Source organism: Rhodanobacter sp. Col0626, assembly GCF_049994385.1.
GTDB lineage: Bacteria > Pseudomonadota > Gammaproteobacteria > Xanthomonadales > Rhodanobacteraceae > Rhodanobacter.
Map to the genome: position 1 here is coordinate 980,533 of NZ_CP188260.1, position 16,450 is coordinate 996,982.

Annotated in this window: 6 protein-coding genes; 2 read left to right on the forward strand and 4 right to left on the reverse strand. The window is 64.8% G+C overall.

The features are described from left to right. The first annotated feature begins 385 nt into the window (after window positions 1-385). Window positions 386-8,629, forward strand: a complete 8,244-nt coding sequence (locus ACPPVV_RS04035; RefSeq protein ID WP_426703159.1) for a YadA-like family protein — start codon at window positions 386-388, stop codon at window positions 8,627-8,629. A gap of 5 nt (window positions 8,630-8,634) precedes the next feature. Beyond that, the gene (locus ACPPVV_RS04040) at window positions 8,635-9,540 is read left to right on the forward strand and encodes an OmpA family protein (protein WP_426702192.1); all 906 of its coding nucleotides are present in this window, start codon (window positions 8,635-8,637) and stop codon (window positions 9,538-9,540) included. Between the two features lie 200 nt (window positions 9,541-9,740). On the opposite strand, the gene ACPPVV_RS04045 is transcribed toward ACPPVV_RS04040, so the two are convergent. From ACPPVV_RS04045 to ACPPVV_RS04060, 4 genes are all read right to left on the reverse strand, one after another. Then, a complete protein-coding gene (locus ACPPVV_RS04045; protein ID WP_426702193.1) occupies window positions 9,741-11,723 on the reverse strand; it encodes a M1 family aminopeptidase in 1,983 nt (660 codons plus the stop codon). 34 nt (window positions 11,724-11,757) lie between these two features. Then, window positions 11,758-14,148, reverse strand: a complete 2,391-nt coding sequence (locus ACPPVV_RS04050; protein ID WP_426702194.1) for a GH92 family glycosyl hydrolase — start codon at window positions 14,146-14,148, stop codon at window positions 11,758-11,760. A 105-nt stretch (window positions 14,149-14,253) separates the two neighbouring features. Then, window positions 14,254-15,471: an AGE family epimerase/isomerase gene (locus ACPPVV_RS04055; protein ID WP_426702195.1), complete on the reverse strand. Its 1,218-nt coding sequence runs from the start codon at window positions 15,469-15,471 to the stop codon at window positions 14,254-14,256. Beyond that, on the reverse strand, window positions 15,468-16,448 hold the full coding sequence (locus tag ACPPVV_RS04060; protein ID WP_426702196.1) for a carbohydrate kinase family protein: 981 nt from the start codon (window positions 16,446-16,448) through the stop codon (window positions 15,468-15,470). The genes ACPPVV_RS04055 and ACPPVV_RS04060 overlap by 4 nt, the downstream gene beginning before the upstream one ends. Window positions 16,449-16,450: the final 2 nt, after the last annotated feature.

Consider the following 16,450-nt stretch of genomic DNA (forward strand, 5'->3'; position numbering starts at 1 on the left):
GCGTGGTCTTTCGTTGGGAGCAGGCGGGGTGTTGGCCGTGGGGTTGATGCTTCAGGCCCCAGCGGTATATGCGAATACTCTTGGGAATCCTGCGGTAACGAAAAATGCGCTGGGTTATGTTACTGATGTCGCTGCTGTTAATTGCAGTACGGGCGCTGTAAGCGCCGCAGCTGCTCTGGATGGTATTGCCAGGGCGGCGGAGGTGCAGGCAACAGATGGAAGTGGATCCTACTCGCTCGTGTCCGGTTGTTCCGCCGTTGGCGGTACAACGAATACCTCCGTATCGGTTTATGGGGCTTACGGTGTAGCTAGCGGGAATTTCGCCTCGGTGTTCGGCTTTGGAGGAAGTGCGGGGATCAACGCCTCAGCCTTTGGCACCGATGCCTTGGCGTCGGGGCAAAATGCCACCGCGCTTGGCATGTTCGCGCAGGCCACCGGTCAGTTTTCGGTGGCACTCGGTAGTAGCACCACGTCGGCGTCCGCCGCCAATGCGACCAGCAACAGGGCTATTGCCATTGGCGCTGGGGCGGACGCCACCACCGGGATCGGCAATGTAGCAATCGGCTATACGTCGCAAGCCACCCAAGGCACCGTGGCGCAGGCGCTGGTGCGTACGGACGGTCTTGGCTATTCCAGCAGCATTGCAGCCGGCGGCGCGTCAGCTATCCAATACGCCTCCTTGGCGGTCGGCAACGATGCGCAGGCCAACGGTACGGGATCGACGGCCCTGGGTATAAGCAGCCGGGCCGGCGGTGCGATCTCGCAGGCCTTCGGCAACAGTGCCAACGCCAGCGGCATTGGCGCCGTTGCCATCGGCTCAGGTGCGTCCACCAGCGGCGACATGGCGGTCAGCCTCGGGCGCCAGGGTGTCGCTTCCGGCAACTACAGTCTCGCGCTGGGCAATGTCGCCACATCGTTGGGTGTTGGCGCCGTATCGCTGGGCAATTCAGCCTACGCCACCGGCGACCGCGCTCTGGCTTTTGGCTCCTCGTCGGCCAACGGACTCGGCCAGGATACGACGACCAACACCCGCGCCGTCGGCGTGGATTCGATCGCCTTCGGCACCAGTGCGCTATCGAACGAAACCAACGGCATTGCGATCGGTAACAAGGCTGCGCTTTCCGGCAGTCTGCTGTCGTTGGCCCAGCTGCGTACGGATGGTCTTGGCTTTCCCACCGCCAATGCGAGTGGCGGTGCTACGGTTATTAGCTTCAGCTCGCTGGCAATTGGAGACAATACAAGCTCAAGCAGCGGCACGGGTATCGCGCTCGGTTCCTACAGCCAGTCGGTTGGGCAGGCCGCAGTGGCCTTGGGCATGGGGGCGAATGCCACGGGTTTGTCGAGTCTCTCCGTCGGTGTCGCAACGTATGCCACGGGCTCCTATTCGACGGCGATGGGGCGGATGAGTGTCGCCTCGGGCTCCCAGAGTCTGGCGCTAGGGCAGGTGGCGACCGCGGTCGGCATCAATAGTGTGGCGATTGGCGATTCTGCCAAGGCTACCGGCGATCGTTCGGTGGCACTGGGTTCGTCCGGTGTGAATTCATCGAGTCAGGACACCACCACCAACACCCGCGCGGTAGGCGTGGATTCGGTCGCCTTCGGCACTTCCGCAGCAGCATTTACCGCCAGCGGCATCGCGCTTGGCCTTAACGCCGTCGCCGGCGTGGCCGGTTCGGCCACGGCGATCAGCGACATTGCCATCGGCAATGCCGCGCAGGCGATCGGCGGTTACTCGATTGCCTTTGGCAACACCGCCAAGGCGAACGCCCTGGGCGATATCGCGATCGGCCGCAATGCCACCGCCACCGGTACGGCGGGTGTTGGTTCGGCCACCGCGATCGGTGTGGGCAACAAGGCGACCGGTGCAGGTGCCGTGGCGCTCGGCGATCCCTCCGTGGCCAACGGCCAGGGCGCCATCGCGCAGGGTTTCAACTCGATAGCCACCGCCGACGGTACGGCGACCGGTGGCGCGGCCAATGGTGCCGTGGCCCTGGGTAATACCGCGATCGCGGCAGGCCAGGGATCGGTGGCGTTGGGTAATACCTCGCAGGCCGGTAACGCCGGGTCGATCGCCATCGGCGATACCGCCCTGGTGCAGGCAGCAGCTCTGCGGGGCGTGGCACTGGGTTCCGGTGCCATTGTCTCTACCGCCAATGCCGTTGCGCTGGGCTCGGGCAGCACCACTGCGGCCGCCAACCCGACGGCCACAGGTGTGATCGACGGCACCACCTACAACTACGCCGGCACCGCGCCGGGTAGCGTGGTATCGGTAGGCGCCGCAGGCGCCGAACGTCAGATCACCAACGTGGCGGCAGGCCGAGTCAGCGGCACCAGCACGGATGCGATCAACGGCAGCCAGCTCAACGCGACGAATACCGCCGTCGGCGTCGTCGCCACACAGGTCGATACGCTGGGTACCTCGGTGGCGACGGACCTGGGTGGCGGCGCCGCCTATAACGCGACAACCGGCGCGGTATCGGCGCCGAGCTACAACGTCTACGGCGCCCCGCAGGGCAATGTGGGCAATGCAATTACGGCACTGCAGACCTTGGCACCGGTGCAATATTCCAGTGCGGCAGGTGTGCCTACACCGCAAGTTCGGGGCAATGACGTTGCCCTGGTCGGCAGTGCGGCAGGCCCGGTGGCCCTGCATAACCTCGCCGCCGGCACGGCGGGTACCGACGCGGTAAACGTGACCCAGCTCAATGCGGTGAGTGCCACGGCCAACCAGGGCTGGAACCTCAGCGCCAATGGCGGCACGGCACAGAACGTGGCGCCGGGCGGCACGGTGGACGTATCTCCCGGCAGCAGCGGCAACCTGTCGGTGACCCAGACGGGCACCAACCTGACCATCGACACCAACCCGGACCTGGTCGCCACCAGCGTGACCACCGGCAACAGCGTGCTGAACACCGCCGGCGTCACGGTGAGCGGCGGTGCGAACGGCCCGGTAAGCCTGAGCAATGCCGGGCTGGACAACGGCAACAACAAGATCACCAACGTCGCCGCTGGCACGGCTGCGACGGACGGGGTGAACTTCAGCCAGCTGCAGACCGTCGCCACCACCGCCGACAACGCGGTGCAATACGACGATGCCGGCAAGACGAGCGTCACGCTCGGTGGCACCGGCGCGGCGGCGCCGGTGGCACTGACCAACGTGGCGGCCGGTGCGCTGACCGCCACCAGCACCGATGCGGTCAACGGCAGCCAGCTCAACACGACCAACACCAACGTCGCCACTAACACCGGCGACATTGCTACCAACACTGGTGACATCGCGACAAACACGGGCAATATCGCAACCAACACCGGCAACATCACCAACCTGCAGCAGGACGCGCTGCAGTGGAACCCGACGCTCGGTGCGTACGACGCCAGCCACGGCAGCGGCGCGCCGCAGAAGATCGCCAACGTAGCCAACGGCACGGATGCCAATGATGCGGTGAACTTCAGCCAGCTCGATGCGGTGAGTGCCACGGCCAACCAGGGCTGGAACCTCAGCGCCAACGGCGGCACGGCACAGAACGTGGCGCCAGGCGGCACGGTGGACGTATCCCCCGGCAGCAGCGGCAACCTGTCGGTGACCCAGGCCGGCACCAACCTGACCATCGACACCAACCCGGACCTGGTCGCCACCAGCGTGACCACCGGCAACAGCGTGCTGAACACCGCCGGCGTCACGGTGAGCGGCGGCGCCAACGGCCCGGTGAGCCTGAGCAATGCCGGGCTGGACAACGGCAACAACAAGATCACCAACGTGGCGGCTGGCACAGCCGCGACGGACGGGGTGAACTTCAGCCAGCTGCAGGATGTAGCCACCACCGCCGACAACGCGGTGCAATACGACGACCCGGCCAAGTCCAGCGTGACGCTGGGTGGCACCGGCGCCGCCGCCCCGGTGGCCCTGACCAACGTGAAGGACGCCAACCTCGCCGCCGGCAGCACTGACGCGGTGAATGGCAGCCAGCTCTTTGCCACCAACCAGCAGGTCGCCACCAACACCGGTGACATCGCGACGAACACCGGCAATATCGCCACCAACACGGGCAATATCGCGACCAATACCGGCAACATCACCAACCTGCAGCAGGACGCGCTGCAGTGGAGCCCGGCGCTGGGTGCGTACGACGCCAGCCATGCCAGCGGCTCGCCGCAGAAGATCAGCAACCTGGCCAACGGCGTCGCAAACAACGACGCGGTGAACCTGAGTCAGTTGAACGCCGTCAGCGCCACGGCCAACCAGGGCTGGAACCTCAGCGCCAACGGCGGCACGGCACAGAACGTGGCGCCGGGCGGCACGGTGGACGTGTCCCCCGGCAGCAGCGGCAACCTGTCGGTGACCCAGACGGGCACCAACCTGACCATCGACACCAACCCGGACCTGGTCGCCACCAGCGTGACCACCGGCAACACCGTGCTGAACACCGCCGGCGTCACGGTGAGCGGCGGTGCCAACGGCCCGGTAAGCCTGAGCAATGCCGGTCTGGACAACGGCAACAACAAGATCACCAACGTCGCCGCTGGCACAGCCGCGACGGACGGGGTGAACTTCAGCCAGCTGCAGGACGTGGCGACCACCGCCGACAACGCGGTGCAATACGACGACCCGGCCAAGACCAGCGTGACGCTCGGCGGCACCAGTGCAGTCGCGCCGGTGGCACTGACCAACGTGGCGGCCGGTGCGCTGACCGCCACCAGCACCGACGCGGTCAACGGCAGCCAGCTCAACACGACCAACACCAACGTCGCCACGAACACCGGTGACATCGCCACCAACACCGGCAATATCGCGACGAATACCGGCAACATCACCAACCTGCAGCAGGACGCGCTGCAGTGGAGCCCGGCGCTGGGTGCGTACGACGCCAGTCACGGCAGCGGTGCGCCGCAGAAGATCGCCAACGTGGCCAACGGCACGAATGCCAACGATGCGGTGAACTTCAGCCAGCTCAATGCGGTGAGTGGCACGGCCAACCAGGGCTGGAACCTCAGCGCCAACGGCGGCACGGCACAGAACGTGGCCCCGGGCGGCACGGTGGACGTATCCCCCGGCAGCAGCGGCAACCTGTCGGTAACCCAGACGGGGACCAACCTGACCATCGACACCAACCCGGACCTGGTCGCCACCAGCGTGACCACCGGCAACACCGTGCTGAACACCGCCGGTGTCACCGTGAGCGGCGGCGCCAACGGCCCGGTGAGCCTGAGTAATGCCGGGCTGGACAACGGCAACAACAAGATCACCAACGTGGCGGCTGGCACAGCCGCGACGGACGGGGTGAACTTCAGCCAGCTGCAGGACGTGGCAACCACGGCCGACAACGCGGTGCAGTACGACGATGCCGGCAAGACCAGCGTGACGCTGGGCGGTACCGGCGCCGCCGCACCGGTGGCCCTGACCAACGTGAAGGACGCCAACCTCGCCGCCGGCAGCACCGACGCGGTCAACGGCGGCCAGCTCTTTGCCACCAACCAGCAGGTTGCCACGAACACCGGTGACATCGCAGGCAACACCACGGCGATCAACAACCTCACCACGCAGGTGAGCCAGCCGATCACCTTCACCGGCAATGACAACACTGCCGGTCCGGCTGCGGTGAAGCTGGGCCAGTCGTTGGCAATCACGGGGGCCGCCAGCACGGCAGGCAGCTACTCGGGTGCCAACGTGAAGACGGTGACCGACGCTGCGACGGGTGCGCTGGCTATCCAGATAGCGGACTCGCCGAAGTTCGGTGGGGTCACAGTGAACGACAGTGGCAGCGGAAAGATCACCGGCGTGGCCAACGGCACGGCGGCGACCGACGCGGTGAACTTCAGCCAGCTGCAGGACGTGGCCACGACGGCCGACAACGCGGTGCAATACGACGATGCCGGCAAGACCAGCGTCACGCTCGGTGGCACCGGCGCCGCCGCGCCGGTGGCACTGACCAACGTGAAGGCCGGTGCGCTGACCGCCACCAGCACGGATGCGGTGAACGGCAGCCAGCTCAACACCACCAACACCAACGTGACGAACCTGGGCAACCAGGTAGCCACCAACACCGGTGACATTGCCACCAATACGGGCGACATCGCGACGAACACGGGTGACATCGCCACCAACACCGGCAACATCACCGGCCTGCAGCAGGATGCGCTGCAGTGGAACCCGACCCTTGGTGCCTACGATGCCAGTCACAACAGCGGTACGCCGCAGAAAATCAGCAACCTGGCTGCCGGCACGGCCGCCACCGATGCGGTGAACTTCAGCCAGCTGCAGGACGTGGCGACCACGGCCGACAACGCGGTGCAATACGACGACCCGGCCAAGAGCAGCGTGACGCTCGGTGGCACCGGTGCCGCTGCGCCGGTGACCCTGACCAACGTGAAGGACGGTGCGCTGACCGCCACCAGTACCGATGCGGTGAACGGCAGCCAGCTCAACACGACCAACACCAACGTGACGAACCTGGGCAACCAGGTCGCGGCCAACAAGATCAGCTACTACAGCGTCAACTCCACCGCCGGCGGCAACGAGAATAACGACGGTGCGACAGGGGCCGACGCGATTGCCTCGGGCAAGGATGCAACGGCGGCCGGTGACAACAGTGTGGCGCTAGGGCTGGGTGCCACGGCGAGTGACGCCAACAGCGTGGCGTTGGGTGCGAATTCGGTAACCGCGGCCGCCGTGGCAGTAGCCAGCGGCACGGTCGGCGGTACCTCGTACACGTATGCCGGAGGAGCACCGACAGGTGTGGTGAGCGTGGGTTCGGTCGGCAACGAGCGGCAGATCCAGAACGTGGCCGCGGGCCGGGTGACCGGCACCTCCACCGATGCGGTGAACGGCTCGCAGCTCTACGCGACCAACCAGCAGGTGGATAAGAACACCACCGACATCGGCAACATCAGCAATGGCACGGCCGGCCCGTTCGTCTCGAACAACTCGGTCACAACCGCGCAACCGGTTTCGTCGGGGGCGAATGCATCAGCCGGCGGCCTCGGTGCGTCTGCCACCGGCGCTGCCTCGACGGTGGTGGGCAACCAGGCAACGGACAACGGTGTAGCCAACTCCACGATCCTGGGCCAAGGAGCAAGCGTCAGCACGGGCGTCAGCGGTTCGAACGTGGCATTGGGACAAGGCACGGTCGCCTCTACCGGTGCGCAGAGCAACTACGCCGCATTCGGCCTGACGCCGCTGCAGAACTCCGTCGGTGAAGTGTCGGTGGGCTCGGCAGGTAGTGAACGCCAGGTCACCCACGTGGCAGCCGGCAGCGCCGCCACCGATGCGGTGAACGTGAGTCAGATGGAGGGTGTCGCCTCCAACCTGGGCAGTTCGATCGCCGATCTCTTCGGAGGCACGACAGCCTACGACGCGGCGACTGGCACGGTTACCGGCGGCTTCAATTACGCCGGTGGTTCGTATGGCACGGTCCAGGGCGTGTTCGATGCGATCACCGGCGGAAGCGCGTCGCCGGGCATCAAATACTTCCATGCAAACTCGACAGGAGCCGACTCCCTGGCGAATGGCGCGGATAGCGTGGCGATAGGACAGTCGGCGGTATCGGGAGGAGTCGGCAGCGTCGCGATCGGTTTGGGAGCTACGGCATCCCACGCCAACTCGGTGGCACTGGGTGCCGGCGCCACAACCTCGGTGGGAGCGCAGACCGCTTACACCGGTGCCTACATGGCGGCCGGCAGCAGCAACTCGGTCGGCGAGGTGTCGGTGGGTACGGCGGCAGGAGGCCGCCAGATCACTCACGTGGCCGATGGTTCCGCGGCGGATGATGCCGTCAATGTCCGCCAATTGCAGGCAGGTGTAGCCAGCGCCGTTACCACGGCGAACGACTACACCAACGCGCAGATTGCGAATGTCAGCAACAACGGCCCTGGCGAATTCAAGTCCAATGGAAACGGCGCGTCGGGCGCGCTGCCAACCGCAGGCGGAGTCAATTCGTCGGCGGGCGGTGCCGGGGCCGATGCGTCAGGCGCCAACAGCACGGCCCTGGGCAACGATGCCAAGGCCACGGCGGATAACTCCACGGCCTTGGGTCAGGGCTCGGTGGCGGATCGTGCCAATACGGTGTCGGTCGGTACGGCGGGCAATAACCGCCAGGTGACCAATGTGGCCGCAGGTACACAGGCGACGGATGCCGCGAATGTCGGTCAATTGAACGCAATCCAGTCAAGCGGCGTGCAATACGATAAAAACACCGACGGTAGCGTCAACCACGACAGCGTCACGGTGAACCCGGGCGGCGATCCGTCGATCATCCACAACGTTGGCGTTGGCACCGCGACTACCGATGCCGCGAATGTGGGTCAGGTGACTGAAGGCGTGAGCAAGGCCATCGACTGGTCCAAGAGCTACACGGACCAGCGCTTCCAGACCCTCGACCGGAACTTGAACACGATCGGCAACCGCGCCAACGCAGGCGTGGCTTCGGCCATGGCGATGGCAAGCTTGCCGTCGGCCTATCAGCCGAATCAGAACTCTGCGGCGGTGGCGCTGGGTAACTTCCATGGCGAGTCGAGCATCGCCATCGGTCTGTCGACAGTCACCGAAAGCGGTCGCTACATACTCAAGCTGAATGCCTCGTCGAATACCCGTGGTGACACCGGCGTAGGCGTGGGTGCCGGGATGGTCTGGTAGTCCATGTGTCTGGCGATACCGGTCGCCGAAAGGCGATCGGTATCGCCAGATTGTCTCAACTGACGACGCTCTCCAACCTACACATTGAGGTTCAGATCATGAGTGCAGCAGTGATGAAATGGATGGTTGCCATGGCGGCCTGCCTGGCGTTCGCGATGACCGCAGCTTGCACCTCCACGGTCAGTCGCCATGTGGCGAAGGATGGCAGCGGTGCGGAATCGATCGTTTTTCCCGACGCCGGGGGTGCGCGACCCAAGGGGGGGACTTTCCCGAACGTAGAGAGTCTGCGCAACATCGAGCCCGGTGTGACCAAGGCACAGGTACAGGCTTTGATCGGCACGCCGCAATTCAAGGAAGGCATCTGGCGCGTTCGCGAGTGGGACTATTTGTTCAATTTCCGCAGGAACGGGCAGGTGGTTGTCTGCCAGTACAAAGTGTTTTTTGACGCAAACATGATGGTGGGCAGCGTGCATTGGCTGCCGGCGACGTGTGCCGATCTGCTTGAGCCGGCAGTCGCCTCGGCGTTGACGCCTTCGGGAGAGCCACTGCGGCTGTCCACCGATGTGCTTTTCACATTCGGCCGTTTCGAGCTGACGCCGCAAGGACGCGAACGTCTGACCGGGCTGCAACAGCAGCTGCGTTCGGCCAGTGAAACGCAGGATATCCGCGTGGTCGGTTACACCGATCGTATCGGCAGCGATGGCTACAACCTGGTGCTGTCGCAGCAGCGCGCCAGGGCGGTGCGGGATTTTGTGGTCAACGGCGGTATCCCCAGCGCAGCCGTGCAGGTCGATGGGCGCGGCAATGCCGAAGCGGTGGTGGAATGCGCGGACAATGAAAGCCGTGAAGCGTTGATCGCCTGCCTGGCACCGAATCGACGTGTCGAACTTTCTCTCATAGCCCGACCATGACGTCAGTCAGTCCTGATCGGCACCGTGGTATCGGTCGTTGATCCACCGGAAACACACTGGGAACCTCCCCCTTGCCCAAGTGTGCCACGGTGCCGATCAGTGCCGACTTTTAGTGCAACAGAGATGCGAATCCAAACGAAAGGCGGCAGTCGCAAGACTGCCGCCTTTCGCGTTCTCGCGCGTTGCTTACCGGCGGATGGTCACGGCATCGCGTAAGTGTTGTTGCCTCGCGCGATATCCGGCAGCGCATGCGCGGGATCGATCGTGGCGGACTTCAACTTGTGCGTGCCATCCACATGGACCACGTAGCTGCGATGCTGCTGCCAGGTTTCCACCGGAACGCGCACGTCTTGCTTGCTGCCATCGTCGTAGACCAGTTCGAGGGTGGCCGGCAGAACCAGCTTGTCCAGGTTGGCCACGGTGACGTCGGCGCCTTTGCGGTAATCGCCATCGGTGTAGACGACTTTCTGCACTGCCAGGTCCAGCGTCCAGTCGTGCTCATACCAGGCCCGCCAGAACCAGCCCAGATCCTCGCCGGTTTCGCTTTCCATGAAGCGGAAGAAGTCCGACGGACTCGGATGCTTGTAGGCCCAGGTGGCGATGTATTTGCGAAACGCGGGGTCGAACAGCTTGGGGCCGACGATCTGCTCGCGCAGCAGCACCATGCCGAACGCGCCCTTGAAGTAGGTGATCGGATGGCGGTACTTCTCCGGAACCATGTCGGCACCGATCAGCAGGGGCGGCGCGTTCTTGTCCTGCATGACCTTGGCCATTTCATCGGCGGGGTTGCCGTGGCCGGGTGCGTATTCGCTGTCGCGTTTGGGCGCGTATTCGCCGTGATTGAAGGCGTCGGATTCGTAGACGTCGATGAAGGTGTTGAAGCCCTCGTCCATCCACGCGTCCCGGCGTTCGTTGCTGCCCACGATCATCGGAAACCAGCTATGGCCGATCTCGTGTGCGATCAGTCCCTGCAGGCCACCGCCCTTGGCGCGCTTGTGGTCGAACGTGATGCCCGGATATTCCATGCCGCCGGCGGTGCCGGCCTCGTTGATCGCCACTGGCCACGGGTACGGATACCACTGTTTCGAAAAGTATTCGGTCGATGCCTTGAGATATTCGGTGGCGCGACCCCAGGCCCCTTCGCCTGCGCTCTCGACCGGATACACCGACATCGCCAACGCGGTTTTCCCCTCGGGCAGGTTCATGCGCGCGGCATCCCACACGAACGCCTTCGATGCGCCGAACGCGACATCGCGGCTGTTCTGCATGCGGAAGTGCCAGGTCAGCGTGCCATTCTGCTTTGGACGGCTGGATGGCTGGGTGACTTCGTCCGCCGTGCGGATCATCACCGTCTTGTCGCTGTGCCGCGCCTGTTCCAGCCGCTGTTGTTCAGTCCTGGTCAGCACGTCCTGTGGGTTCAGCAGCTCGCCGGAGCCGGCCACGATCATGTCCCACGGCACGGTGACCGCATAATCGAAATCGCCGTATTCGAGGTAGAACTCGCTGTTGAGATAGGGTGCGGTGTCCCATCCGCGCAAATCGTCGTACACGGCCATGCGCGGATACCACTGCGCGATCTCGAAGATCTCGCCGTTCTTGCTCGGGTTCACGTCCATGCGCCCACCGAATTCGCCGGGCACGGTGAAACTCCAGCGAACATGCAGGCGCAGCTGGCCGCCCTTTGCTTTCAGCGCGGTCGGCAGTTGCACCTGCATGCGTGTATCGGAAACCGTCCACGTGGTCTTTTGCAGATGGCCGGAACCGTCGTCGACCTCGATCGAGTCGATGCGATAGCCGTCGGTGAACTCGGTGGGGAACTCGCCGGTGAACGCGCCGCGTGCATCCTTGCGGTAGCGGTTCTGGTCAAGCTGCAGCCACAGCACGTCGAGCGCGTCGGGGCTGTGGTTGGTGTAACTGATCACCTCGCTGCCGCTGAGCAGGCGCGTGGCCGGGTCGAGCGTCGCCTTGATCTTGTAGTCCGCCCGGTTCTGCCAGAACAGCGGACCAGGTTTGCCGCTGGCCGAGCGGTACGCTGTCGCCGGTTGCGGATAGGCGAATGGCGCGAACGTCTGCTGCGGATCGAAGCGCACGGCGTTGGCGTTATCGACTGCATGTGCCGGCAGTGCCGCTGCAAACAGCAGCGACAGGCAGACGGCAAGGCAGGGCGGCGTGAGGTTTTTCATGCGTCAATTCCAGGGCAAAGGGAAGCCTGCTCCATCAGGCATGTGGCGGCGGAAACGATGGCGGCGCGCTATCGGCGGCGCGACCCCATTGCCTATTAGGGGCGGTGCCGAGGCTGAAATGCAACTCGCCGCCATGTTCGACCAGCTGCGATGACAGCCACGGTTGGTCGTGCGGCTTGCCGTTGACGGTGAGTTCGCTGATGTACGGCGTACTGGTCGATGCCGCGGGGGCGTCGATGCGCACGTCGCCGCCGGAGCCGTGCACCAGCGCATGCGGGAACAGCGGGCTGCCCAGCACCAGCTCGGCGCGGCCGGGGATCTCGGGATACATGCCCAGTGCCGCCCACACGTACCACGATGACATCTCGCCAAGGTCGTCGTTGCCGGGGATGCCGTCCGGGGTGTTCTTCCAGATCGTGTTGACGACGATGCGCACGGCTTCCTGGGCTTTCCACGGTTGACCGGCGTAGTCGTACAGCCACGGGGTAGCCACCGACGGTTCGTTGTTGAGTTCGGCGTGCAGCGGGCCCGCGTTGGTCAAGGCCCAGTGCCCGTCCTTGTCGTGGAAGAACGCGTCCAACCGTGCGGTGGCTTTCTCGCGGCCGCCCAGCGTATCGAACAGGCCGTGCACGTCGAACGGCACCATCCACAGGTAGACCGCCGCGCTTGCTTCGACAAAGCCGTCATCGGTATCCGGCGTGAACGCGGGCCAGCTGCCGTCGGCGTTGCGGTTCTGGATATAGCCGCCCTGCGGCGTGGCGTTCGGGTTGAACAAATTGCGCCAGTAACCAGCGCGAGTGAGGAAGCGTTGCTGACCGTCATGGTCACCCACGCGACGCGCCAGTTCCGACAGCGCGAAGTCGGCGCTGGCGTCTTCCAGCGTTTCGCCGGCACCGCCCCAGGCATGCGACTTGCTGGCGATGTAGTGCAGTTTCAGCCATTGGTCCAGCGACGGTCGCTGGCCCACGCATTCGACATTGCAGCCATCGTCGCTGAGGTCGTTGGCGGTGGTCACCGTCGCGGCCTTCACCAGTGAATCGTACGCGCCGCGCAGATCGAAATCGTGGCCGCCAAACGCCAGGATATCGGCCAGCGCCGGCACGGCCGGGTCGCCGCTCATCACGTGGGTGCCGCCGGAGTTGTGCGTCCAGCGATCCCACTCGCCGTGGTTCTGTTGTGCCTGGTGGTAGAGCGATTGCGCGATGTCGCTGCCGATCCGCGGCTGTAGCCAGGTCACCAGCTGCAGGTGCGAACGGTAGATGTCCCAGCCGGAAAAGTTGGCGTACTGCGCCTGCTGTCCCCGATCGAGATGATGGGTCTGCTGATCGAAACCGCGATACTCGCCGTTGACGTCGCTGTAGACATTCGGATGCATCATCACGTGGTACAGCGCGGTGTAAAACGTGCTGCGCTGGTCGGGTGTGCCGCCGTCGATCGCGATGTGGCCAAGTGCCTTGTCCCAACGGTCGTGCGCGCGCTGGCGTACCTGCGCCAGCGAGGTTCCGTGGGGGATTCCCGCCTTGAGGTTGGCGCGTGCGTTGGCCAGGCTGACATAGGAGATGCCCACGCGGGCTTGCACCGTGCGGCCTTCGGCAAAGCCGACCCATGCACCCGAGCCCTTGCCCAGTGGTGGAAATCCCTTGTCGGCGTAGCTGGTGCCGCCGCTGGCAGAGGTGCTGCCGGCGTGCACGCTGGCATCGTTCCAGCTGCCGGTGCTCGAGAACGGTTGGTCGAATTCGGCGACGAAGTACAACGTGTAGTAACTGCGCTGATCGGCCTTGGCCAGGTAACCGCAGAAATTGCCGCTGGTGACCGAGCCGGTGACGCTGTGGCTGGCGCGATCGATGTGGATATCGGCGGCGCTGCTGCCGACTTCGGAGTCGGAGCTGCGAATCAGCAGGTTGGCTGGCTTGCCGGCCGGAAAGCCGAAGCTGGCGATGCCGCTGTGCATCGCTGCGCTCAGTTGCACCTTGGCGCCATTGGCCAGCGTCACCTGGTAATAGCCGGCCTCGGCGTGCTCGTCGGTGTGGGTGAAGTCGCTGGCGTAACGGCTGTCGTCGTCATCGAGCGATGGCGAGGTGGTGATGGCCGTGGTGACCGGCATGAACGGCATGTCGCCACTGGCGCCTGCACAGCCGGTGCCGGACAAATGGGTCAGGCTGAAGCCGCGGATACGGTTGGCGCTGTACAGGTAACCGCCCGGGGCAGCGGTGTGATTGTGCTTGCCGCGGGTTGTTTCCGGGCTCCATTGCAGCATGCCGAATGGCAGCATGGCTCCGGGAAAGGTATTGCCGCCGTTGCTGCTGCCGATCAGCGGATTGACGGCGGCCGCTGGCGACGAGGCCTCCTGCGCCGTCGCGCCCGTGCTGGCGAATGCGGTGGCAAGCAACGCGGCGATGGCAGCAGATCGGAACTGGCGTGGCATGCATCTCTCCGGGTTTTTGTAGGAGCGACTTCAGTCGCGATGCTGTGGTGCCTGGACAAGCCAAGGGCATCGCGACTGAAGTCGCTCCTACACAGGGTTTGAGACTCAGCGTGGCGGCTGCATGTGCAGCAGTTCGTAGCAGGCGCCCATGGTGTGGTAGTCGACCTTGCCGGCTGGGCTCTTTTCATCGCTGTACTTGCGATTGTCGCGAGTGAGGATGCGGTACCAGGCACCATAGTGATGGTCGACGAAATGCTGCCAGGCGTAGGTCCACAGCTTTTCATACCAGTCGTCATAGACGGCCAGGCCGGTACGCGCATGCAACAGGGCGGCGGCGGCCAGCGATTCGGCCTGCACCCAGAAATATTTGTCGTCGTCGCAGACGCTGCCATCCGGCGCGAAGCCGTAGCAGATGCCGCCGTACTCGTTGTCCCAGGCGCGTGCCAGCGCGGTGTCGAACAGGTGTTGTGCGGTGGGCAGCAGCCAGTCCGGTGCGAGGCCGCGTTCGCGCAGCAGCGGCTCCATGATCAGCAGCAGCTTGGACCATTCGGTCTGGTGGCCGGGCTGGAAACCCCACGGCTGGAACAGGTGCTTCGGATCGTCGCGGTGGTAATCCCAGTCGATGTTCCAGTCGCGATCGTAGTGCTCCCACACCAGCCCGCCGGCCTGAGCGGCCTGGCGTCGGGTCATGTGATCGGCCAGGGTCAGCGCGCGCTCGAGATAGCGTGGTTCGCGGCTGGCCTGGTAGGCGGCCAGCATCGCCTCGCACATGTGCATGTTCGCGTTCTGTCCGCGATAGTCGCTGAAGTGCCAGTCGGTGTCGGCTTCGTCACGGTACAGTCCGGCGTCGGCATCCCAGAAGCGCTGTTCCAGCAATTGCCAGGTTTCGTCCATCCACGCGGCCGCCTCGTCGATACCGGCCTTGACCGCGCTGGCGTAGGCGAGCAGCACGAAGGCGACGCCGTACGCATGGTTGGTGCGATCTTCCGGCTGCTCGTCGCGGATCGTCCAGGCGTAGCCGCCGCTGTACGGATCGCGATGCACTTCGCGCAGGTAGCGCAGGCCATGCCGTGCGGCATCGAGGTATTCCCGGCGGAGGGTTGCATCGTTGCCGAACTCGATCGCCGCCAGCGCATAGTTCACGACGAAGCGTGTGCTGCTGACCAGGTGCCGATGGCTGCGATCGTAGATCGTGCCATCGTCCTTGAAATACTGGAAGAAGCCGCCGGCCGGATCGATCGCGTGCGGGTGATAGAACGCCATCGTCTGCGCGATGTGCCCGCGCAGGAAGTCGGCAGAGTGGAAATCGGGCGCGCTACTCATGCCTGGTTCTCCATGAAGGTCAGTACTTCATCGCTGCACGGCATCGCGGCGAACGAACCCTGGCGGGTCACCGTGAGCGCGCCGCAGGCGGAGGCGAAACGCAGTGTGGCGTGCAGGCGTGGCAGGTCGGTGACGAGTTGGTCGATGCGCTCGGGGCTCGGCTCCAGTTCGGACAGGCGGCACAGCAGGCCACCGACGAAGGCGTCGCCGGCGGCGGTGCTGTCGACCACCTTGACCGGATAGCACGGCAGCTCGCCCTCGGCATCGGGATGGAACCAGCGCAACGGTCGCCCGCCATCGGTCACCACCACCAGCCGCGTGCGGCCGCACCACAAGCGATCCAGTGCAGCCTGTTCGCCATCCACGGCCAGCCAAGCGAACTCCTCGGCGGATACTTTCACCACATCGGCCAGGTGCAGCGCTGGCCACAGCAGGGGGCGTGGATCGCCATCGTCCGGCCATAACGCCGGGCGCAGATTGACGTCGAAACTGACCAGGGCGCCGACGGCATGCGCACGCTGCATGCCTTCGCGGGTGGTTTCGGCCAATGTCGGATCGGTCATGCTGTTGGAGCAGACGTGGAACACGGCGATATCGCGGAATGTATCGGCGCGGAAATCGGCGGGCCGGAACATCAGGTCGGCCGTGCGTTCGCGATAGAAGCTGAAGCTGCGTTCGCCATGGGCATCCAGCGTGACGAAGGCCAGCGCGCTGTTGGCAGACTCGGTGCGCACGGTGTCGTCGACGCCGACACCGGCGCTTTGCAGGCTATTGAGCAGGAAATCGCCGAAACGATCGTGCGACAACATGCCGGCAAAACGCGCCGTGCCACTGAGCCTGGCCGCGGCTACTGCCACATTGGCGGGAGCGCCGCCGGCAAACGGACGGAAGCTGGCGGCAAAGCCATGATCGTCACCGCCGTCGGCATGCAGGTCGATCAACGCCTCGCCGAAACACAGAATGGGTCGCATGGTCATCT